At 63.9% G+C, this 20,228-nt stretch carries 20 protein-coding genes and 2 pseudogenes; 11 read left to right on the forward strand and 11 right to left on the reverse strand.

The annotated features are described in order from the left end of the window. The 4 genes from IX761_RS26010 to IX761_RS26025 form a co-directional block, all read right to left on the reverse strand. On the reverse strand, positions 1-421 hold a 421-nt coding region (locus tag IX761_RS26010; RefSeq protein WP_194792351.1), incomplete at its 3' end, for a GreA/GreB family elongation factor. 67 nt (positions 422-488) lie between these two features. Further along, positions 489-845 (reverse strand): hypothetical protein, encoded by a 357-nt coding sequence (locus IX761_RS26015; protein WP_194792352.1) that lies wholly within the window; start codon positions 843-845, stop codon positions 489-491. Positions 846-992: 147 nt separating this feature from the next. Beyond that, a complete protein-coding gene (locus IX761_RS26020) occupies positions 993-2,846 on the reverse strand; it encodes a DUF4105 domain-containing protein (protein ID WP_194792353.1) in 1,854 nt (617 codons plus the stop codon). A 78-nt stretch (positions 2,847-2,924) separates the two neighbouring features. Then, entirely contained in the window at positions 2,925-3,413 is a 489-nt protein-coding gene (locus IX761_RS26025; protein ID WP_194792354.1) for a DUF3015 domain-containing protein, read from the reverse strand. A gap of 255 nt (positions 3,414-3,668) precedes the next feature. Here IX761_RS26025 and IX761_RS26030 point away from each other — a divergent pair, with 255 nt between their 5' ends. The 5 genes from IX761_RS26030 (at position 3,669) to IX761_RS26050 (ending at position 8,500) form a co-directional block, all read left to right on the forward strand. Continuing rightward, positions 3,669-6,107: a Lon protease family protein gene (locus tag IX761_RS26030; protein WP_194792355.1), complete on the forward strand. Its 2,439-nt coding sequence runs from the start codon at positions 3,669-3,671 to the stop codon at positions 6,105-6,107. 162 nt (positions 6,108-6,269) lie between these two features. Continuing rightward, positions 6,270-6,608: a hypothetical protein gene (locus tag IX761_RS26035; protein WP_194792356.1), complete on the forward strand. Its 339-nt coding sequence runs from the start codon at positions 6,270-6,272 to the stop codon at positions 6,606-6,608. A gap of 222 nt (positions 6,609-6,830) precedes the next feature. Continuing rightward, entirely contained in the window at positions 6,831-7,319 is a 489-nt protein-coding gene (locus tag IX761_RS26040; protein ID WP_153787195.1) for a TIGR00645 family protein, read from the forward strand. Positions 7,320-7,491: 172 nt separating this feature from the next. Further along, positions 7,492-7,797, forward strand: coding sequence for a DUF6482 family protein (locus IX761_RS26045; RefSeq protein ID WP_194792357.1), 306 nt, complete (start codon positions 7,492-7,494; stop codon positions 7,795-7,797). An 85-nt stretch (positions 7,798-7,882) separates the two neighbouring features. Continuing rightward, a complete protein-coding gene (locus IX761_RS26050) occupies positions 7,883-8,500 on the forward strand; it encodes an FKBP-type peptidyl-prolyl cis-trans isomerase (protein WP_194792358.1) in 618 nt (205 codons plus the stop codon). A 70-nt stretch (positions 8,501-8,570) separates the two neighbouring features. Here IX761_RS26050 and IX761_RS26055 read toward each other — a convergent pair whose 3' ends face one another. The 3 genes from IX761_RS26055 to IX761_RS26065 all read right to left on the reverse strand — a co-directional run bounded on the left by IX761_RS26055 (position 8,571) and on the right by IX761_RS26065 (position 10,440). After that, positions 8,571-8,816, reverse strand: coding sequence for a hypothetical protein (locus IX761_RS26055; RefSeq protein WP_038707330.1), 246 nt, complete (start codon positions 8,814-8,816; stop codon positions 8,571-8,573). A gap of 149 nt (positions 8,817-8,965) precedes the next feature. After that, positions 8,966-9,304: a zinc ribbon domain-containing protein YjdM gene (locus IX761_RS26060; protein WP_194792359.1), complete on the reverse strand. Its 339-nt coding sequence runs from the start codon at positions 9,302-9,304 to the stop codon at positions 8,966-8,968. A 167-nt stretch (positions 9,305-9,471) separates the two neighbouring features. Further along, positions 9,472-10,440 (reverse strand): polyprenyl synthetase family protein, encoded by a 969-nt coding sequence (locus IX761_RS26065; protein ID WP_194792360.1) that lies wholly within the window; start codon positions 10,438-10,440, stop codon positions 9,472-9,474. A 244-nt stretch (positions 10,441-10,684) separates the two neighbouring features. Between IX761_RS26065 and rplU the strand changes: the two genes are divergently transcribed. The 5 genes from rplU (at position 10,685) to IX761_RS26090 (ending at position 14,382) form a co-directional block, all read left to right on the forward strand. Then, positions 10,685-10,999 (forward strand): 50S ribosomal protein L21, encoded by a 315-nt coding sequence (rplU, locus tag IX761_RS26070; RefSeq protein ID WP_003247466.1) that lies wholly within the window; start codon positions 10,685-10,687, stop codon positions 10,997-10,999. 38 nt (positions 11,000-11,037) lie between these two features. Next, positions 11,038-11,295 carry a 50S ribosomal protein L27 gene (gene rpmA, locus IX761_RS26075; RefSeq protein WP_003247464.1) on the forward strand — a complete coding sequence of 86 codons (258 nt, stop codon included), beginning with the start codon at positions 11,038-11,040 and terminating at the stop codon, positions 11,293-11,295. A gap of 187 nt (positions 11,296-11,482) precedes the next feature. Then, positions 11,483-12,706 (forward strand): Obg family GTPase CgtA, encoded by a 1,224-nt coding sequence (gene cgtA / locus IX761_RS26080; RefSeq protein ID WP_194792361.1) that lies wholly within the window; start codon positions 11,483-11,485, stop codon positions 12,704-12,706. An 87-nt stretch (positions 12,707-12,793) separates the two neighbouring features. After that, positions 12,794-13,912, forward strand: a complete 1,119-nt coding sequence (gene proB / locus IX761_RS26085) for a glutamate 5-kinase (protein ID WP_194792362.1) — start codon at positions 12,794-12,796, stop codon at positions 13,910-13,912. 23 nt (positions 13,913-13,935) lie between these two features. Next, positions 13,936-14,382, forward strand: coding sequence for a CreA family protein (locus IX761_RS26090; protein ID WP_194792366.1), 447 nt, complete (start codon positions 13,936-13,938; stop codon positions 14,380-14,382). A gap of 104 nt (positions 14,383-14,486) precedes the next feature. Here the strand turns inward: IX761_RS26090 and mksF are convergent, their stop codons facing one another. The 4 genes and pseudogenes from mksF to IX761_RS26110 all read right to left on the reverse strand — a co-directional run. Beyond that, a complete protein-coding gene (gene mksF / locus IX761_RS26095) occupies positions 14,487-17,318 on the reverse strand; it encodes an Mks condensin complex protein MksF (RefSeq protein WP_194792363.1) in 2,832 nt (943 codons plus the stop codon). Continuing rightward, complete coding sequence (gene mksE / locus IX761_RS26100) at positions 17,315-18,022, reverse strand: Mks condensin complex protein MksE (RefSeq protein ID WP_194792364.1); 708 nt, start codon at positions 18,020-18,022, stop codon at positions 17,315-17,317. The genes mksF and mksE overlap by 4 nt, the downstream gene beginning before the upstream one ends. Next, positions 18,012-19,298 carry an Mks condensin complex protein MksB gene (gene mksB / locus IX761_RS26105; protein WP_194792365.1) on the reverse strand — a complete coding sequence of 429 codons (1,287 nt, stop codon included), beginning with the start codon at positions 19,296-19,298 and terminating at the stop codon, positions 18,012-18,014. The genes mksE and mksB overlap by 11 nt, the downstream gene beginning before the upstream one ends. 272 nt (positions 19,299-19,570) lie before the next feature. Further along, a pseudogene (locus tag IX761_RS26110) lies at positions 19,571-19,762 on the reverse strand (hypothetical protein); the annotation flags it as partial. 282 nt (positions 19,763-20,044) lie between these two features. Here IX761_RS26110 and IX761_RS26115 point away from each other — a divergent pair. Continuing rightward, positions 20,045-20,228 (forward strand): annotated as a pseudogene (locus IX761_RS26115) (energy transducer TonB); the annotation flags it as partial.

Consider the following 20,228-nt stretch of genomic DNA (forward strand, 5'->3'; position numbering starts at 1 on the left):
GCCCCGCCCCCAGCAGCGCCCGCCCCAGTGGCGAGCCCCAGTTGATCAACCCTTGCGTTGCATCGGCCTGATCCTCACCCACCAGTTGCACCTGATGCGCCTGGCCGTCCTCATCGACAAACCGCACCCGGCTGCCAATCTGCACCTTCTGCGTAGACGTGGCGGCTGGCACCAGCTGCGCGCTCTGCACCCGGGCGTTGAAATAGCGCAGGTCGCGTTCGGTATCGGCTAGCTGCTGTTTGTCGCCGTGTTCACCCTGGGCCTGCAACTCGCCACGCCGCGCATTGAGCGCGGCGACGCGCTGATGCAACTGTTCCATGCCCGTGGCCGTGACATAGTTGGGCTGGTCGCTGACACGCCGTTCCACAGGCTGGTCGGCCTGGGCGGCGGCCTGGTCTTCGTTGACGAATGCTCGGCTCATGCGGGCCTCCTTGTACTGGAGACCATGGTGGCAGGTCGCGGGTTGCAGTGGTTGTCCGTTTGCGACGTCAGTTATGGCGATAGGCGCGAGCGGCGTCGCGGTCCTTCTCCTGTTGCCAGTCGCGGTCGCGTTCGTCCCAGTAGCGCTCATGGTACTGGCGCTGTTCTTCGCTGTTCTGCATGGCCTGGCACTGGCGGAAACCGTCATCCCAGCCGCTTTCGTACTGGCGGTTATGCAGGTAGCGCGGGACGTCCTTGCTAAAGTCCCCGGCCATCAGGCCGGCGGCCTGGCGACCACTGCTGCAGCCGTCCTGGAAGCCGTCGGCGTAGGCGGGGGGATAGCCTTGGTCGAGCATTTGCTCATGGGTGGTTGCGCAACCCGCCAGCAACAACACGACACACAGGCCCAGCCAGTACCGCGACATATCCACAAGACCTTTTGAAGTGATGATGGAAAGTCTAGGGGGTGGTTTGTCGGGCCAACGTCAAATCAGTGTCAAAGAGTCGGTGGGGCAACAGTGGTCAGCAAGGATCGCGGGGCAAGCCCGCTACTACGCTTGCCCCGCGATGTCTCAATACTGATACCACTTCAACTCCAGCATCACTTCGTTCTGCGCTGTGGCCAGATGGCTGAACTGCCGCGAAGCACTCAACCTCAGCCCTAGGTTCTGGCTGAGCTCCCACTGCTGGTTCAGGCTCACGCTGCGCCGCACCTCGCCATTGGTGAAGTAGTCACCCTTGGCCTCCAGCGTCAGGTTGCCCAGCGGATTACGCCACAGCAGCCCTCCATTGAACCCGGCCGCCGGTGAAACGAACTCGGCGAAGTCGTTGTGATGCTCCACACGTACCGTGCCTAGAGCGAAGCCCAGCAGCTCGTCACTCAGTTGCCAGGTGCTGCCGGCACCGCCATTGACATGGCTCACCAGCACCTCGTCGTCATGCTTGCCCGGTACCCGCTCCAGCCCGCCCGCCACCTGCCAGGACCAGGGCTTGAGCAGCTCGTTGCGCGGCGTCAGCGAGCGAATGGTGGCCAGGTCAAGGCGCTGTACCTGCCAGTCGTTGCCTTCGTATTGGCGCAGCTTCAGCTGGAGGATCTCGATCTGCGCACCGAGCGGGAAGCTGTACATATTGTCGTTGAGGTCGTGGTAGGCCATGCGCAGGCCGTACTCGGCGAAGGCGCGGTCTTCACGGGTACCGACCCCCAGTTGCCAGGTGCGGGACTGGTGGCCATCCTCGGGCAGGCCGGGGCGCTCGATGTCCAGCGGCGGCGGCGGGTTCCGGTTGATCGCCCGCAACAGCTCGAAGCTGCGCGCGGCCTGGGCCGGGTCGCGCTCCTGGCCATTGGCCCGGTAGCGTTCCAGGCGGTAGGCGGCATCCTGTACCAAGGCCTGGCGGTCGCGGGGCAGGGCGGTGAACTGGGGGCTTTGCAACTGTTCGGTGTCGGCGCTGAGGGCCAATACCTGCTGTTTCTCCGTGGCGTCCAGCGGCTCGGCGCGGGCCAGCAGTTCGCGCTCGCGCGAGGGGCGATAGCGCACATCGGTGACCAGCCCGGACTGCTTGACCGCCTTGACCGTGTCGGTGGGGATGGCGGTCAACGCGAATTGCGAGGTGAGGTCCAGGCTCGGGCGCGCCACCTGCAACAGCTCCAGCAGGCGGTAGGAGCAGTTCTCGTCGAAGAAGAAGTAGTCGAACTTGATCTGCTTGAGTTCCCACACATGCTCGACCATGCGCCCGGTCTCTTCCGGCGTCAGGTCCAGCTGGTACTCCCACAGGTCGCGGTTTTCCAGGCTGCGGTATTCGGACAGTTTTTCCTGGTAGGGCATGATCGCGAACAGCCCGGGGTAGCCGCCCATCAGGCCCTTCCAGGCGTAGAGGATGCTGTTGTCACTGCCTTCGATATAGGCGCCGAAATTGATCGCGTAGCTGAGCAACGTGGTGTCGTCACGGCGGGTATTGGACTGGTCGATGCGCAGCAGGGTGTGGCCGAACATCGACGACGGGCTGTTGAGGTAAGCCGCCGGGAAGATCAGCGTCGCACTGTGCGGGTCGACCGATCTGTACCAGGTCGCGAACTCCTGGCAATTCGGCTTCGGCAGGCCAGTCAGGCCAAGCTGTTCGGTCAGCCAGCGGGTGCGGGCGGGGAACACACACTGCGGGTGCTTGTCGCCCAGGCTCGCCGGGGCGTACAGCGCCTCGACCGTGGCCTTGAGCTCCTGGTCCGGGTGGTGCGCACCGTCCTCGGCGAGGAAGAAGCGTCTGTCGTCCACATAGCTGCGCCAACCGCCGAGCTTGGCGGTTTCATAATGGCCCAGGGCGATCCAGTAGGGCGTGGCGGCCAGCTGTTGCAGGCGGGCTGGGTCGAGCTGTGGTGCGGCGTGCAGCGGTGCGCTGACGATCAGCGCCAGGGTTGCGAGGCGTTTGAGCATGTCGGGCAACTACATCCTGATGATGCCGGAAGGTGAATCGCCAAACCCGCCCCGCTGCCGGGGCGGGAGGCGCGGGACTCATGCCTCGGTGGCGTACTTGGCCAGTTGCGGGTCGCTCTTGAGCACCGCCAGGGTGTTGCTGTGGACCGTTTCGGCGGTCACGTTGGCGCTGCTGAAGATCTGCTGGAAGTGCTCGTGGGTGACGGCGGCGAAATGCGCGCGGTCTTCAGGGGCTACACCAAGGACCACGGCATAGGTGGTCAGGGCTTCGCCCTGGCCCTTGGCCATGTCTTCGGAGAGCTCGTTCATCATGCCGTTCATGGCGAACCAGGATTTGCCGCCATAGGTGAGGGCGGCCTTGGTCGAGCAGCCGTTGGTGCCCGAGGTCATGCCGAAGGTGGCGTTGCCGGAGGTGCCGTTGGTGGTGGAGGCCAGGAAGTGCGCCGGGGTGCCACGCTGGCCTTCGAACAGCAGGTTGCCCCAGCCGCAGTTCGGGCCACCGGGCGCTTCGGCCATGGCGTTGATAGAGACAGCGGCGAACAGAGTACCCAGAAGAATCCGTTTCATAGCGTTGTTCTCATTCTCAAGTGTCGTACCAATGGTCAGGGGTCTGGCAATGCGCTTGCCAGGACGGGAAGTCTTTCCACCCTCCCGCGCAGCTTGGAGTTTAGGCACGATCCAAAGGTTGCGTTATTTATTGCGAAAAATTGCTTGCGCGATCGCCTTTGTTGGGCTGCGACATAAAGTCCCGCAGAGCCTTGCCGCTGCGCGCTGGCGGCGCCAGAATGCTTTCCATCCGCCCCGCCGAAGTAAGGAAACCCAATGCCCGATCCTGTCGCCTCGCGCCTGCGTCTCGCGCCCGAAGCCCTGACCCGGCGTTTCTCCGCTGAACAGTTTGCCTTCTCCAATACTGATGATCTGGAGCCATTTCGTGGTGTGCTGGGCCAGGAACGTGCCGTCGAGGCCCTGCAATTCGGCGTGGCGATGCCGCGCCCCGGTTACAACGTGTATGTGATGGGCGAGCCCGGCACGGGCCGTTTCTCGTTCGTGAAGCGTTATCTCAAGGCTGAAGGCAAGCGCCAGGGCACTCCCGCCGACTGGCTTTACGTCAACAACTTCGAGGACTCTCGCGAGCCGCGGGCACTGGAACTGCCTGCTGGCACCGCACATGACTTCATCAGCGACATGAACGGGTTGATCGACAACCTGCTGGCCACCTTCCCGGCGGTGTTCGAGCACCCGTCCTACCAGCAGAAGAAAGGCGCCATCGACCGTGCGTTCAACCAGCGCTATGACCGTGCGCTGGACGTGATCGAGCGGGCCTCGCTGGAAAAGGACGTGGCCCTGTACCGCGACAGCAGCAACGTCGCCTTCACCCCCATGGCCGACGGCAAGGCGCTGGACGAGGCCGAGTTCGCGCAACTGCCTGAAGAACTGCGCGAGCGCTTCCATGAGGATATCGCCGAGCTGGAAGAGCGCCTCAACGACGAGCTCTCCAGCCTGCCGCAATGGAAGCGCGAGTCGAACAACCAGCTGCGCCAGCTCAACGAAGAAACCATCACCCTCGCCCTGCAACCGCTGCTGGCGCCGCTGTCGGAAAAGTACGCCGAGAACGCCGCTGTCTGTGCCTACTTGCAGTCGATGCAGCTGAACCTGCTGCGTACCGTGGTCGAGCAACTGGTCGAGGACAGCAAGACCGACGCCGCAGCGCGCAAGATGCTCGAAGAGCAGTACGCCCCCAACCTGGTGGTCGGCCACTGCGGCAATGGCGGTGCGCCTGTGGTGTTCGAACCGCACCCGACCTACGACAACCTGTTCGGCCGCATCGAGTACAGCACCGACCAGGGCGCGCTCTACACCTCCTATCGGCAGCTGCGCGCGGGTGCGCTGCACCGTGCCAACGGTGGTTTCCTGATCCTCGAAGCCGAGAAGATGCTCGGTGAGCCCTTCGTCTGGGATGCGCTCAAGCGCGCCTTGCAGTCGCGCAAGCTGAAGATGGAGTCGCCGCTCGGCGAGCTGGGGCGTGTGGCCACCGTCAGCCTGACGCCGCAGATGATCCCGCTCAGCGTCAAGCTGGTGATCATCGGCTCGCGCCAGCTGTACTACGCGCTGCAAGACCACGACCCGGACTTCCAGGAGATGTTCCGGGTGCTGGTCGACTTCGACGAAGACCTGCCCATGGTCGATGAGAGCCTGGAGCAGTTCGCCCAGCTGTTGCGCACCCGCACCAACGAAGAGGGCATGGCGCCGCTGACCAGCGATGCGGTGGCGCGCCTGGCCACCTACAGCGCACGCCTGGCAGAAAACCAGTCGCGCCTGTCGGCGCGCATCGGCGACCTGTTCCAGCTGGTCAGCGAAGCGGACTTCATCCGCCAGTTGGCCAATGAAGACATGACCGACGCAGGCCACATCGAACGTGCGCTGAAGGCCAAGGCCACGCGCACCGGGCGGGTGTCGCAGCGGGTGCTCGACGACATGCTCGCCGGGATCATCCTGATCGACACCGAGGGTGCGGCGATTGGCAAGTGCAACGGCCTGACGGTGCTCGAGGTGGGCGACTCGGCGTTTGGTATGCCGGCGCGCATTTCCGCCACCGTCTACCCCGGCGGCAGCGGCATCGTCGACATCGAGCGCGAGGTCAACCTTGGCCAGCCGATCCACTCCAAGGGCGTGATGATCCTTACCGGCTACCTGGGCAGCCGCTATGCCCAGGAATTCCCGCTGGCGATCTCGGCGAGCATCGCCCTGGAGCAGTCCTACGGCTACGTCGACGGCGACAGCGCCTCGCTGGGTGAGGCCTGCACATTGATCTCGGCGCTGTCACGCACGCCGCTCAAGCAGTGCTTCGCCATCACCGGCTCGATCAACCAGTTCGGCGAGGTGCAGGCGGTCGGCGGGGTCAACGAGAAGATCGAAGGCTTCTTCCGCCTCTGTGAGGCCCGCGGCCTGACTGGCGAGCAGGGGGTGATCATCCCCAAGGCCAACGTCGCCACCTTGATGCTCGACGAGCGCGTATTGCAGGCGGTCGAGGCCGGGCAGTTCCATGTCTACGCTGTCAGCCAGGCCGATGAGGCCCTGAGCCTGCTGGTGGGCGAGGAGGCTGGAGCGCTCGACGACAAGGGCGACTTCGCTGAAGGTAGCGTCAATGCCCGCGTGGTAGAGCGTCTGCGGGTAATTTCCGAGATGATCAGCGAAGAAGAGATCAAGGAAGCCGAGAAGGAGCGGTTGGAGGAGATGGTCGCCCAGGCCAAACCTGCATAAGTCAATAAACCGGCGCTGGAGGCACAGTGCTACCGTTCAGCGCCGGTTTTTTTACTTTTCCGCCGATCAGCTAAAGTGGAACCAAGGGACAGCAGCAGGGTTCAGGATGGAAACAGCCCGAGTGCTTCGGGTTGAACTGGGCTTTTCAGAGGGGACGCCGCCATGCGCAACCTCAGCCTTACCCGCCAGTGCCTGGGCCTGGTGACCCGCATCGAATGCAGCATTCGCCCATTGGCCGGCGACAACGGCATGTGGACGTTACTGTTCGCCGCCGGCATGGCCGGTGAGCAACCCTCGGCGATCAAGGCCCAGGGGCCGTTCCATGGCCCTCTGGTGGCCGAGTCGGTGATGAACGCCATCGTTGACAGCCTTACCCTCCATGGCTATCAGGTTGCCGAGGATCCGCAGATCTGGTGCCTGCATTTGCAGGCGCAATTGCGCAAGATCAACGGTGAGCGCTGCCGCAACCTCGGGGATTATCAGTTCCATCCTGAGACCTGAGCTTATGCTTGTCATGGCCCTATCGCCGGCAAGCCGGCTCCCACACGGACTGTGCTGACCTCAAGGCTTGCGCAATCCCTGTGGGAGCCGGCTTGCCGGCGATTGGATCTCAGGGGAGTGTATCGGTTACCTGCGGCAACCCACCGCAGGCTTTTGCTGTCACAGGTGGCTGGCTATACTCGCGCACGTTTTTTCAGTCACCTCACGAGTCCCCCACTGTCCATGGAACGTATCCTCGAAAATGCGATGTATGCCTCGCGCTGGCTGCTCGCCCCGATCTACTTCGGCCTCTCGCTTGGCCTGCTGGCACTTGCCCTGAAGTTCTTCCAGGAAATCATCCATGTGCTGCCCAATGTCTTCAGCCTGGCCGAAGCCGACCTGATCCTGGTTATCCTCTCGCTGATCGACATGTCGCTGGTCGGCGGCTTGCTGGTGATGGTGATGATCTCCGGCTACGAGAACTTCGTCTCGCAGCTGGACATCGACGACAGCAAGGAGAAGCTCAACTGGCTGGGCAAGATGGACTCCTCGTCGCTGAAGATGAAAGTCGCCGCATCCATCGTTGCCATCTCCTCGATCCACCTGCTACGGGTGTTCATGGATGCGCAGAACATTTCCACCGAATACCTGATGTGGTACGTGATCATCCACATGACCTTCGTCGTCTCGGCGTTCGTCATGGGTTACCTGGATCGCCTCACCAAGCACTGATCCGTCTGCTCTCATCGCGGGGCAAGCTTGCTCCCACGAAGCCTGTAGCGCTTTGTGGGCGCGGGCTTGCCCCGCGATGCTTTTCAGCTCCTGACGGACGGTGGCTTGTACTTTCAGCAGGGCTGTACAAAAAATGAGCACTCATGCGTGGTTCCCGCAGCGAGGTACGCCCATGAACCTGCATCAGCTCAACTCCGAGGCCAGGGCCGGCCATGTCGACGAACTCAACCTGATCGCCATCGAAGGTGGCGATTATCTGCTCGAAGCCCGGGTCAAGGGGCGGGCCCACCCCCTGGATGACACGCGCGGCCAGCGATTGCGTGTGCATTCGGTCGAAGACGCCCGCAAGCTTCTGCAAACCATCCCCTTGCTGTCGCTGAACCTGGTGCACTGGTCCGTGCAGGACGAGATGTGCGGCATGGGCACGCACCCGGAAGAAGACCTCAAAGTCCCGATTTCCCAGCGTTCGGCCTGGTAGCTGCTTCGCGCGGCACCAGTGTGCTAGGCTGCTCGCCCTTTTCATCAGGGCGCGGATGCAGTGCGCCCTCAAGCGGAGCAAGCCCATGTCCGAACTCAACCTGTCTACCGACGAAACCCGCGTCAGCTACGGCATCGGCCGTCAGCTGGGTGGCCAGCTGCGTGACAACCCACCACCAGGCGTCAACCTGGAGGCCATCGTTACCGGCCTGACCGACGCCTTCAATGGCGCCGAAAGCCGCGTCAGCGAAGCCGACCTGTCGGCTGCTTTCAAGGTTATCCGCGAAGTCATGCAAGCCGAAGCGGCTGCCAAGGCTGAAGCTGCTGCCGGTGAAGGCAAGGCTTTCCTGGCCGAGAACGCCAAGCGTGACGGTATCACCACCCTCGCTTCGGGCCTGCAATTCGAAGTGCTGACCGCAGGTGAAGGCGCCAAGCCGACCCGCGAAGACAACGTGCGCACCCACTACCACGGCACCCTCATCGACGGCACCGTGTTCGACAGCTCCTACGAGCGCGGCCAGCCGGCCGAGTTCCCGGTTGGCGGCGTGATCGCTGGCTGGACCGAAGCCCTGCAACTGATGAACGCCGGCAGCAAATGGCGCCTGTACGTGCCGAGCGAGCTGGCCTACGGCGCCCAGGGCGTTGGTAGCATCCCGCCGCACAGCGTACTGGTGTTCGACGTCGAGCTGCTCGACGTTCTGTAATACTGCTATCGCCAGCAAACCGGTTCCTGTGGGAGCCGGCTTGCCGGCGATGAGGTCGGTCCTGCCGGCCTCAATTCCAATCCGTTCCCCCAGGGCGCAATGCCCGTGCATAGCAGAACAGAAACAGGTTCCTCACCAGCTCCTTGAGCACCCCCGGTTCACTCGAATTCAACCCCATCAGGTCCAGGTCCCCCTGGTCACGTAGCTCGTCAAGTGCGTCTTCTTCGAGCACGGCGCACACTTCGCCAGTCTCGCGATGCAGGATGCGCAGGTAAGGGTGGGGGCGGTCCAGCCAGGCGTCGATCAGATAGGTCATGGCTATTCTCCTTGGATAGCGGTTCCAATGAGAATAATTCTTATTATCAAAATAGCAAGTAACAATTGGAAGAAATCTTGCGGGTGGTGCAGGCGATCCTGTTGCAGGATCTATCAGGGCCGCCCGGCGGGCAGCCCCGAAGAGAAGGGTCAGACCTTGCGCACGAACTCGGACTTGAGCTTCATTGCGCCGATGCCGTCGATCTTGCAGTCGATATCGTGGTCGCCGTCGCACAGGCGGATGTTCTTGACCTTGGTGCCGACCTTGACCACCAGCGAAGAGCCCTTGACCTTGAGGTCCTTGATCACGGTGACGGTGTCGCCGTCCTGCAGGACGTTACCCACCGAATCCTTCTTCACCACGTCGTCGCTGGCCTCGGCTTCGCCGATTTTCGACCACTCGTGGGCGCATTCGGGGCAGATCAGTTGAGTGCCATCCTCGTAGGTGTATTCGGAGTTGCATTGGGGGCAGGGCGGCAGAGTGCTCACGGGCGTTCCTTAACGTACAGGCGGGTAAAGGCGCACATTGTATAAGGTTTTGCCGCTGAAGTGTGTTTTGCCGCTGCAAAAGCATTCGCGGGCAAGCCCGCTCCCACAGGTTTGGCGTTGAACCTGTGGGAGCGGGCTTGCCCGCGAAGAGGGCGACGCGATTCGGCTTAGTGCGTGCGCGCTACGGCAAACTCGCTCAGTTCCACCAGCGCATCCCGGTACTCACTGGCCGGCAGCACTTCCAGGCAGGCAATGGCGCGGGCGACGTAGTCGCGGGCCATTTGCGCGGTGTAGTCGAGGGCGCCGGAGGCCTCTACGGCAACGCGGATCTGCTCCAGGTCCTCGAGGCCGCCTTTCTGGATCGCCTTGCGCACCAGGGCTGCCTGTTCGGGCGTGCCTTCGCGCATGGTGTAGATCAATGGAAGCGTAGGCTTGCCTTCGGCCAGGTCGTCACCGACGTTCTTGCCCAGGGTTTCCGAATCGCCCTTGTAGTCCAGCAGGTCGTCGACCAGCTGGAATGCCACGCCCAGGTGGTCGCCGAAGGTGCGCAGGGCTTCGCGCTGTTCGTCAGTAGCCTGGGCGAGCGCGGCGGCGCTGTGGGTCGAGGCCTCGAACAGCATCGCGGTCTTGCCGCGGATGACGTCCATGTACACCTCTTCGGTGGTGCTGGCATCGCGTACCCGCGACAGCTGCAGCACTTCACCCTCGGCGATCACCCGGGTGGCCTTGGAGAGGATCTGCATGACCGGCATCGAGCCCAGCTCGACCATCATTTCGAACGAGCGCGAATAAAGGAAGTCGCCCACCAGTACGCTCGGGGCGTTGCCCCACAGGGCGTTGGCGGTGGAGCGGCCACGGCGCATGCCGGACATGTCGACCACGTCGTCGTGCAGCAGGGTGGCGGTGTGCAGGAACTCGATGGTCGCCGCCAGCAGGCGCAGGTCGTCGCCTTCGCGGCCCAGGGCCTTGCCGCACAGCAGCACCAGCAGCGGGCGCAGGCGCTTGCCGCCAGCGGAGGTGATATAGTCGCCGATCTTCGATACCAGCGGCACGCGCGAGGTCAGCTGCTTCTTGATGATCTCGTCGACGGCGCTGAAATCGTCAGCTACCGCGCGGTAGAAGGATTGGGGTTGCATCGGCTGCTCCATTGAGGTTGCGCGGCATGCTAGGTCGCAGGTATCGGTGTGTCAAGGCGCGGTGGCCGTGGCCCCGGGCCGGTACTTGCAAGCATTTATGGGGTTGCGTACAATCGCGCACCCTAACTTCCTGGGCAGCACCTGCCTTACGCAATTGCACCGGGCCGTTCCAGCCCTATGCAGCCATGCCAGCCAATACTCATCATATAAAGCGCTGGGTGAGCAGGATTATCGGAGAAATACCATGTCTTACGCAGTAATCGTTACCGGCGGCAAGCAGTACAAAGTCGCTGAAGGTGAATTCCTCAAGATCGAAAAGCTGGAAGTCGCCACCGGCGAATCCGTGACCTTCGATCGCGTTCTGCTGGTTGCCAACGGTGAAGAAGTCACCATCGGCGCACCAGTCGTCGCCGGCGCCAAAGTTGTTGCCGAAGTCGTTTCGCAAGGCCGTCACGATAAAGTACGCATCATCAAGTTCCGTCGCCGTAAGCACCACATGAAGCGTATGGGCCACCGCCAGTGGTTCACCGAGATCAAAATCACCGGCATCCAGGCTTAATCCCCTAGATCCCCTGAATTTATTTGGAGAATTGAACCATGGCTCACAAGAAGGCTGGTGGTAGTACCCGTAACGGTCGCGACTCAGAATCGAAACGCCTTGGCGTGAAGATGTATGGCGGTCAGGTTATCAAGCCTGGCAACATCATCGTCCGTCAGCGCGGCACCGAATTCCACGCTGGCTACGGCGTTGGCATGGGCAAGGATCACACCCTGTTCGCCAAGATCGAAGGCGTGATCAAGTTCGAGAAGAAAGGCGAGTTCATGCGCCGTTACGTGAGCATCGTCGCCGCTTAATCGCGACGCCGCTCCAGAAGCCCCGTCATGCGACGGGGCTTTTTCGTTTGTAGTGAGCCTCTTGCAAAGCTGTTTGTATGGGCTGCCGGCGTTGGGTTCTGATCGTACGGGGCCGCCGCGCTCATCTTTGCAAGAGCCTCAGGGTTTTCTGGTTTTCGACTCGTCAGCCGACGAGAGGCGGTATTGAATGAAGTTTGTAGACGAAGTATCCATCCGGGTAAAAGCGGGTGACGGCGGCAACGGTTGCATGAGCTTCCGCCGCGAGAAATTCATCGAGAACGGTGGCCCCAACGGCGGTGACGGCGGCGACGGCGGCTCGGTGTACATGGTGGCCGACGAGAACCTCAACACCCTCGTCGACTATCGCTACACCCGCCACCACGAAGCCCAGCGCGGCTCCAACGGTGGCAGCACCGACTGCACCGGCAAGAAGGGCGATGACCTGTTCCTGCGCGTGCCGGTCGGTACCACGGTGATCGATGCCTCCACGCAGGAAGTCATCGGCGACCTGATCACCCCCGGCCAGAAGCTGATGGTCGCCCAGGGCGGCTGGCACGGCCTGGGCAACACCCGCTTCAAGTCCAGCACCAACCGTGCGCCGCGCCAGACCACCCCAGGCAAGCCGGGCGACCAGCGCGACCTGAAGATGGAAATGAAGGTCCTGGCCGACGTTGGCCTGCTGGGCCTGCCGAACGCCGGCAAGAGCACCTTCATCCGTTCGGTCTCGGCCGCCAAGCCGAAAGTCGCCGACTACCCGTTCACCACCCTGGTGCCCAACCTGGGTGTGGTCAGCGTCGACCGCTGGAAGAGCTTCGTCATCGCCGACATCCCCGGCCTGATCGAAGGAGCTTCCGAAGGTGCCGGCCTGGGCATCCGCTTCCTCAAGCACCTGGCCCGTACCCGTGTGCTGCTGCACCTGGTCGACCTGGCGCCGCTGGACGACAGCAGCCCGGCCGATGCCGCTGAAGTGATCATCAACGAGCTGGCGCAGTTCAGCCCGGCGCTGGTCGACCGTGAGCGTTGGCTGGTGCTGAACAAGGCCGACATGATCATGGACGACGAGAAGGATGAGCGCGTCAAGGAAGTGGTCGAGCGCCTGAACTGGGACGGCCCGGTGTACGTGATCTCGGCCATTGCCAAGCAGGGCACCGAGAAGCTCAGCCACGACCTGATGCGCTACCTCGAAGACCGCGCCGACCGCCTGGCCAACGATCCGGCCTACGCCGAAGAGCTGGCCGAGCTCGACCAGCGCATCGAAGACGAAGCCCGTGCCCAGCTGCAGGCCCTGGACGACGCCCGCACTCTGCGCCGCACCGGCGTCAAGAGCGTGCACGACATCGGCGACGATGACGACTGGGATGATTTCGAGGACGACGAAGACGGCCCGGAAATCATTTACGTGCGCGACTGATCGGTTGCAGTACACTAAACGCCGCTCTCTGGAGCGGCGTTTTTGTATCCACTGTATCTACAGATTCGACATAGGTTGGAAGAGAAGATGCGAAGCAAGGTGACTGGCGCCAAGCGCTGGGTCGTGAAGATCGGCAGCGCGCTGCTGACCGCCGACGGCAAGGGCCTCGACCGAGGCGCCATGGCGGTGTGGGTCGAGCAGATGGTGGCCCTGCGCGAAGCGGGCGTGGAACTGGTGCTGGTCTCCTCCGGGGCCGTGGCAGCGGGCATGAGCCAGCTGGGCTGGACCACGCGACCGAGTGCGATGAACGAGTTGCAGGCTGCCGCCTCGCTTGGCCAGATGCGCTTGGTGCAGGCCTGGGAGTCTAGCTTCGGCGAGCATGGCAAGCACACCGCGCAGATCCTGCTGACCCACGACGACCTTTCTGACCGCAAGCGTTACCTCAACGCCCGCAGCACCCTGCGCACCCTGGTCGACCTGGGTGTGGTGCCGGTGATCAACGAGAACGACACCGTGGTCACCGACGAGATTCGCTTCGGCGACAACGACACCCTGGCCGCGCTGGTGGCCAACCTGGTCGAGGCCGACCTGCTGGTGATTCTCACCGACCGCGACGGTATGTTCGACGCCGACCCGCGCAACAACCCCGAAGCCCAGCTGATCTACGAAGCCCGCGCCGACGACCCGTCGCTGGACGCCGTGGCCGGCGGTACCGGCGGCGCCCTGGGCCGTGGCGGCATGCAGACCAAGCTGCGCGCCGCGCGCCTGGCGGCCCGTTCCGGTGCCCACACCATCATCATCGGTGGCCGTATCGAACGTGTGCTGGACCGGCTCAAGGCCGGTGAGCGCCTGGGCACCCTGCTGTCGCCCGAGCGCGGCATGCTCGCCGCGCGCAAGCAGTGGCTGGCCGGCCATCTGCAGACCCGTGGCACCCTGGTGCTCGACGACGGCGCCGTGCAGGCCCTGCGTCAGGCCAACAAGAGCCTGCTGCCAGTCGGCGTGAAGACGGTGCAGGGCAGCTTCCGCCGTGGCGAGATGGTGGTCTGCGTCGGCCCGGACGGTTTGGAAGTGGCCCGAGGCCTGGCCAACTACAGCGCGCTGGAAGCACAGAAGATCATCGGCCAGCCGTCCGATGCCATCGAAAACCTGCTGGGCTACAGCGCCGAGCCCGAGCTGGTGCACCGCGACAACCTGGTCCTGGTCTGAAGGAGATCACCGTGCTGAAAAGGATGTTTGCCGTGGCCGCCCTGGCGCTGCCGATGCTGGCCGGGGCCGAGGAGATCGGCCAGGTGTCCACCGTGTTCAAGTTCGTCGGGCCGAACGACCGTATCGTCGTCGAGGCATTCGACGACCCCAAGGTCGATGGTGTGACCTGCTACCTGTCGCGGGCCAAGACCGGCGGCGTGAAAGGTGGTTTGGGCTTGGCCGAAGACCGTGCCGAGGCGTCGATCGCCTGCCGCCAGGTCGGGCCGATCCACTTCAAGGGTGACTTGAAAGATGGCGAGGAGGTGTTCAAGGAGCGCACCTCGCTGGTGTTCAAGACCATGCAGGTGGTGCGTTTTCTCGACAAGAAGCGCAATACGCTGGTGTACCTGGTGTACAGCGACCGCTTGATCGAAGGCAGCCCGCAGAATGCGGTGACGGCGATTCCGATCCTGCCTTGGGCACAGCAATAACCTGCTAGAAACAATCGCGGGCAAGCCCGCTCCCACAGGTACTGCATCAACCCTGTGGGAGCGGGCTTGCCCGCGAATGGGGCCGCAACGCGGCCCCAGCTACCTCAGGCCAGCTCCTCGGCCTCATCCTCGCGCACGATGGCCTTCACCTCGTCGCGCCGGCTGATGTACTTCCAGTCCGCCTCGTCGATGTAGATGCCATTCGGCCCGCTGCCACCTTCCAGATCGATCGCCACCCGCGCCGACACCTGCGGCTTCACGCTCGCCAGGATCGGCACGAAGCCCAGCTGCTGGCTGGTCTCCAGCAGCGCCGCCTGGTTGCGCTCGTCGATGTCCGCCGCCTCATCGAGGTAGTAGGGCAGGCGGATGCGCCCGGCCAGGTCGCGGTCCATCAGGTGCAGCAACAGGTACATGTTGGTCAGCGCCTTGATGGTCATGGTGGTGCCGTTGGACGCGGCGCCGTCGATGTCGGCGTGGATCACCGGCTGGCTGTTGATCTTGGTGATCTCGAAGGCCAGTTCGAACAGGTCCTTCAGGCCCAGCTGGTTGTGGTTGGCCGCCACCAGCCGCGCCAAGTACTCCTTGGCCTCTTCGTTCTTGTGATCCTGGTCGCTGTTCTGGGTCAGGTCGAACACCGACAGAGTTTCGCCTTCTTCGTACTGGCCGGCGCTGTGGATGATCTGGTCGATGTGCTTGAGCGCTTCCTTGTTCGGTGCCAGCACCACGCGGAAGCTCTCCAGGTTGGACACCTGGCGCTTGTTGATCTCGCGGTTGAACAGCGCCAGCTGGTGCTCGAGGCTGTCGTAGTCGCTGCGGATGTTACGCAGGGTCCGGGCGATGTCGGTGACCGCCGCGCGGCGCGCCTTGGCCAGCGTCAGCGCTTCCTCGGTGCGGTGCGAGTAGGCGTTGATCAGCAGCTGCAGGCGGCGCTCCATGTCGTCTTCGCTGTCGAACTTGGCCACGCCCTTGAGACGCACCTGGGCGTACAGCGCCTCGATCTGGTTGTCCACGCGTTGCAGCGCCTGCCAGCTGTCCTGATAGTCGTTGAGCAGCGGCAGCAGGTTGTCCATGGAGTCGTCGATCGCTTCCATGAACGGCGTGCCAAACGGCAGGTCGGCCGGCAGCAGCTGGCGACGACGCAAGGCATCTTCCAGGGTGCGCTGCTTGGCTTCCAGGTCGGCGATCTGCCGGCCCACCAGTTGTAGCTTGGCGGACAACTGCTGGACGCGCTCGGTGAAGGCGTCGCTGGAGCGCTTGAGCTCGTCCTGGGCGGCTTCCAGCTGGCCCAGTTGCTCCATCTTCTCCGGCTCTTCGGCGGCCAGGGTTTCGGCGCGACGGAAGTCTTCCAGGGCCTTCTGCGCATCCAGCACCTGCTGGTACAGCGCTTCGGTCTGCGCCTTGCTGGCGGCGCGGTCGAGGGCCACGGCCTGTTGGGTCTTGAGCTGCTTGAGCTCTTTGTCCAGGCGCTCTTTCTGGTCGCGCAGGGCGGCGCGGTCGGCCAGGGCCTGCAAGGCCGGTGGGTCGATGTGGGAAATGTCGATGGACAGGCCCGGCACTTCGAAACGCTCGCCCTTGAAGCGGTCGAGCACGCCTTCCAGGGTTTTCACCCAGACATCGCTGTCGTCCAGTTCGATGCCGCGGTCACCCAGCGGCAGGCTGAACAGCGCGCCGTTGAACAGGCGCATCAGGCGGTCGACATCCTGCTGCGAGAACTCTTCGCGCAGGCGGGCGTAGCTGTTGTTGTCGGCGTGGTCGAGTTGCAGCTTGACCGCCTTGACGCGCTTCTCGAGGTCGCGCACGCGCTCGTCGAGGTCTTCGGCGGAGAACTGCCGCGACTGGGCCAGTGCACCGGCCAGTTCATCGTGGGCGTCCTTGGCGGCCAGCAGCTGCTGTTCCAGCACCTTGACGTCGGTAACCAGGGCGAAGCGGTGCTTGAGCACCGACAGCTCGCCGAGCCAGCGCTGGATGCCAGTGATTTCCCGCTCCAGGCGCATCAGCTCCTGGGTGCCGCCGCGCTGGTCGTTTTGCAGGCGGTCCTGCTCGCCACGATAGTGCTCGGACTGGATGACCAGTTCTTCCTTGCGCGCCATGGCGTATTCCTGCCAGGTGCCCAGCAGGTTGTCGAGCAGCGGCGAGATGCGGTGCAGCTTGCCGCGCAGGATGTCGCGCTGGGCCACGCCACCGGCCAGGGCCTCGACCAAGGGGCCGGCCGCGACCAGGGCGTTGTAGTCGCCCTCCATGCGGCGCACATCGCGGAAGGCTTCTTCGCAGGCGGCGATGTAGTCGACGCTGCCCGAGCGCAGACTGTGCTCGAAGGCGTCGAGGAACAGCTGCTTGAGCTTGGCGGCGGTGATCTCGCGCATGTGCAGCAGGTTGATGAACAGCGCGCGGAAGGTCTTGAGGCTCTGCTCGCTGGTCGAACGCAGCGGGATCAGGGTGAGGTCCAGCGGCACCGAGGTGTGCCCACCCACCAGCAGGCGGCGCAGTTCGTCCGGCTTGAGCTCGTAGGCTTTCAGGCCGTTGCGCTCGAGGTTGGTGAACAGCTCTTTCTGGCGCAGGCAGGTGTCGTCTTTCTGGTAGTGGGCCAGGTCCAGCTGGCCCTGGTAGGCGAAGAACTGGTGGCCGAAGCCGCCCCCCGGGCCGCGGCCGACCACACCGATTACGTGCGGGCCGTGGGGCAGGTTCAGCTCGCAGAGGATGTAGCTGGTGTCGCTGGCGAAGTAGAAGCGCCGCGACTGCTCCAGGCTGTACTTGCCGAAGCTCATGTCCGACATGCGCGCCAGGATCGGGAACTGCAGGGCGTTGATCGACGCCGATTTACCCAGGTTGTTGGCGCCATAGACCGACAGCGGGTGTTCCAGGGGGAACAGGCCAAGGCTGTAGCCGGCGGTGTTGAGCAGTGCGAAGCGGCGGATGCCGTAGCGTTCCTGGCTCATGCGTCAATCTCCTGTTGCTCTTCGCGGATCGCCCGCGCCAGGGCGTCCTCTTCGCTCTCCTCGCCATCGAATGGGGTGAGGTCCAGCGGGTCGTCGGTGCGGTTGAGTTCTTCGGGTGTCTCTTCCACCACCAGTACCGGTACCGGCAGCGGCAGGTCGCTGTGCAGGGTGGCGGCCAGGTCGCGGTCCTGCTGCACCGACAGGCACACGTCGAGGAAGCGGTGCATTGGCGGCAGGAAGCGGTAGATACCGCCTTCTTCGTGGGCGAAGCCAAGCTGGGTCATGCGCCGCAGGATTTTCTCTTCCAGCTCCTCGACGGTCTGCACTTCGGCCTGGAAGAACAGGTCGCGGTACTTGTCCAGCAGCGAGGGCAGCTCGTCGCGGCCGATGCTGCCGCCGTCGAGCACGGTAATCGGGTCGCGGCCCTGGTCGGCCAGGTGCTCGACCAGGATGAAAGTGAACAGCGACAGGCGCTGGGCGGTCTTGTTGACCTGCGCGGCGGCCTGCTCGGGGACGAAGTAGTAGAAGCCGCGGGTGTCGCAGACCAGCTCGAAACCGAGGGCCTTGAACAGGGTGCGGTACTGGTCCTGGAAATTCGACAGCTGGGCGTACAGCTCCGGGTCGCGGCGGCTGACGTGGAAGCCCTTGAACAGCTCGCGGAAGATCGGCGCGAGCTGGGACAGTTCGGAAAGATCAAGATGCATTGGCTGGGCTCGCGGTGGATTCGGTGGTAGCCGGTGCTTGTTCACGGCTGGAGGTCAGGGCGAAGGAACGCAGGCTGACCAGGTGTTCGCGGGTGAGGTATTGCTGGCGGTCGAGGCGCTGGCGGCCGAAGCGCTTCTCGCGCGACAGGCGCGAGAACCAGTACAGCAGCTCGTCGGTGGCGCCTTCGGGCTCCTGCTCCAGCAGCCAGACCATCAGGTCCGGCAGCGGCAGGGCGTCTTCGCAGCGCTCGAGCATCTCCTTGACCGTGCGCGGCGCGCGGGGCAGGGGGCCTTTGTGGGTCTTGTGCGCCTTGGGGAAGCGGGCCGGTTTCGGTTCGAAACGGGCCAGGGCGTACACGTAGGCCTCGACCTGGCTGGCGCTGCCGAGGAAGGTGCTTTGCGGGCGGGTGAACATCGGCATGGCCGCTTGCGGTACGGCGTCGATACCCTTCTTGCGGATCACCGACAGCGCCAGCGCCGCGCCACGGGTCACGGCGTTGTGCCGGCGCGCTTCTTCACGCAGCGGCAGCAGCAGCTCGCGGGCGTGACGCAAGGTGAGCTGGGCGCTGGTCTGCATCTCGAGAATGCGCGCGTGGGTGCGCAGCAGCATGTCGTCGTCGACCAGGTGGCCCAGGCGCGCCTGCTCGCCCAGCAGGCGCAGCAGCACGGTCTCGACCTTGCGCACGCCCTGCTCGAAGGCGCCGTCGGCGTTGACCAGCTGGATCATCGGCTCGACGTACTCGTCCCAGGTCGCCAGTACTTCGGCGTAACGCTGGCGCAGGGGGATCTGCCGGTTGCTGGTCTTGGCCCGCTCGGCCACGGCCACCAGCGCCTGCTCATCGTTGTCGAGCTTCTTCAGCACGTCGCGCACGCGCATGTCGAGCAGGCGCAGCTGGCGCGCCAGGTCGTCGCTGTCGCGGTTGTCGAAGGCGTCCTGGATATGCCCGGCCAGGCGCTCCAGGTGGCGCAGGTAGGCTTCGATCTCCAGGCACAGGCCCAGCCGGTGTTCACGGCGCAGGTAGGCGAGGAAGTCGTGGATCTGCGCGTTGAGCTCGAAGCGGTTCGGGCTCTTGGCCACCGGGACCAGGATGTCCAGGCGGATCCATACGTCGAGCAGTTGGGTGATGTCCTGCGGGGTGCTTTCCACCTGCTGGCGGGCCAGCTGCTGGCGCAGCTCGACCAGGCTCAGGGTGCCCTGGTCGAAACGCTCGCACAGCGGCTCGATCAAGGCCCAGTGTTCGGCTAGGGCGCGCAGGACGCGCTTGGGTTCGATCATTGGCGGGTCGACTCGTTGCCAAATAAAAGGCGCGATTGTACTGCATCCGGGGGGGAGGATTTCACCCCTTGGTCTGTAATGGGGGNTTGCCTGCGATTGGGCCGGTACAGGCGATAAATTCCGCCAGCCTGTTGCAGCGCGATCTCCCCAACGGCGTTAGAATGCGCGACTGATTTCTCCCCGGATGCCCGCGCCTTGTTGATCGAGTCCCGCCGCCGCGCCTACCTGTCCGCCATGCAAGTGGTGCACTGGCTGCCGCACCGGGACCAGGACAGGATGTCCAGGCGGATCCATACGTCGAGCAGTTGGGTGATGTCCTGCGGGGTGCTTTCCACCTGCTGGCGGGCCAGCTGCTGGCGCAGCTCGACCAGGCTCAGGGTGCCCTGGTCGAAACGCTCGCACAGCGGCTCGATCAAGGCCCAGTGTTCGGCTAGGGCGCGCAGGACGCGCTTGGGTTCGATCATTGGCGGGTCGACTCGTTGCCAAATAAAAGGCGCGATTGTACTGCATCCGGGGGGGAGGATTTCACCCCTTGGTCTGTAATGGGGGATTGCCTGAGGTTTTGTGGGGTTTTCACTGGCCCAATCGCAGGCAAGCCAGCTCCCACAAGGCCCGCGTTGCTCTTGTGGGAGCTGGCTTGCCTGCGATTGGGCCGGTACAGGCGATAAATTCCGCCAGCCTGTTGCAGCGCGATCTCCCCAACGGCGTTAGAATGCGCGACTGATTTCTCCCCGGATGCCCGCGCCTTGTTGATCGAGTCCCGCCGCCGCGCCTACCTGTCCGCCATGCAAGTGGTGCACTGGCTGCCGCGCGCCGAACTGCCGTTCGCCGCGCCGTCGCGCCCGGAATTGCTGTTGCCGGTGGCACCCGTCGAGGACATCGAGTTCGACGTGCGCCCGGCGGCCTCCAGGCCAGTGCCCAGCGAAGCCC

Origin of the sequence: Pseudomonas sp. UFMG81, assembly GCF_015354575.1 — a bacterium.
Taxonomy (GTDB): Bacteria; Pseudomonadota; Gammaproteobacteria; order Pseudomonadales; family Pseudomonadaceae; genus Aquipseudomonas.

Coding starts and splice junctions, on each gene's coding strand:
- mksF (WP_194792363.1), bottom strand. CDS start 17,318: ATGAGCCAGGAACGCTACGGCATCCGCCGCTTCGCACTGCTCAACACC.
- IX761_RS26045 (WP_194792357.1), top strand. CDS start 7,492: ATGAACCTGCATCAGCTCAACTCCGAGGCCAGGGCCGGCCATGTCGAC.
- rplU (WP_003247466.1), top strand. CDS start 10,685: ATGTCTTACGCAGTAATCGTTACCGGCGGCAAGCAGTACAAAGTCGCT.
- IX761_RS26090 (WP_194792366.1), top strand. CDS start 13,936: ATGTTTGCCGTGGCCGCCCTGGCGCTGCCGATGCTGGCCGGGGCCGAG.
- mksE (WP_194792364.1), bottom strand. CDS start 18,022: ATGCATCTTGATCTTTCCGAACTGTCCCAGCTCGCGCCGATCTTCCGC.
- IX761_RS26020 (WP_194792353.1), bottom strand. CDS start 2,846: ATGCTCAAACGCCTCGCAACCCTGGCGCTGATCGTCAGCGCACCGCTG.
- IX761_RS26035 (WP_194792356.1), top strand. CDS start 6,270: ATGCGCAACCTCAGCCTTACCCGCCAGTGCCTGGGCCTGGTGACCCGC.
- cgtA (WP_194792361.1), top strand. CDS start 11,483: ATGAAGTTTGTAGACGAAGTATCCATCCGGGTAAAAGCGGGTGACGGC.
- IX761_RS26040 (WP_153787195.1), top strand. CDS start 6,831: ATGGAACGTATCCTCGAAAATGCGATGTATGCCTCGCGCTGGCTGCTC.
- IX761_RS26050 (WP_194792358.1), top strand. CDS start 7,883: ATGTCCGAACTCAACCTGTCTACCGACGAAACCCGCGTCAGCTACGGC.
- IX761_RS26025 (WP_194792354.1), bottom strand. CDS start 3,413: ATGAAACGGATTCTTCTGGGTACTCTGTTCGCCGCTGTCTCTATCAAC.
- IX761_RS26055 (WP_038707330.1), bottom strand. CDS start 8,816: ATGACCTATCTGATCGACGCCTGGCTGGACCGCCCCCACCCTTACCTG.
- IX761_RS26015 (WP_194792352.1), bottom strand. CDS start 845: ATGTCGCGGTACTGGCTGGGCCTGTGTGTCGTGTTGTTGCTGGCGGGT.
- rpmA (WP_003247464.1), top strand. CDS start 11,038: ATGGCTCACAAGAAGGCTGGTGGTAGTACCCGTAACGGTCGCGACTCA.
- mksB (WP_194792365.1), bottom strand. CDS start 19,298: ATGATCGAACCCAAGCGCGTCCTGCGCGCCCTAGCCGAACACTGGGCC.
- IX761_RS26030 (WP_194792355.1), top strand. CDS start 3,669: ATGCCCGATCCTGTCGCCTCGCGCCTGCGTCTCGCGCCCGAAGCCCTG.
- proB (WP_194792362.1), top strand. CDS start 12,794: ATGCGAAGCAAGGTGACTGGCGCCAAGCGCTGGGTCGTGAAGATCGGC.
- IX761_RS26065 (WP_194792360.1), bottom strand. CDS start 10,440: ATGCAACCCCAATCCTTCTACCGCGCGGTAGCTGACGATTTCAGCGCC.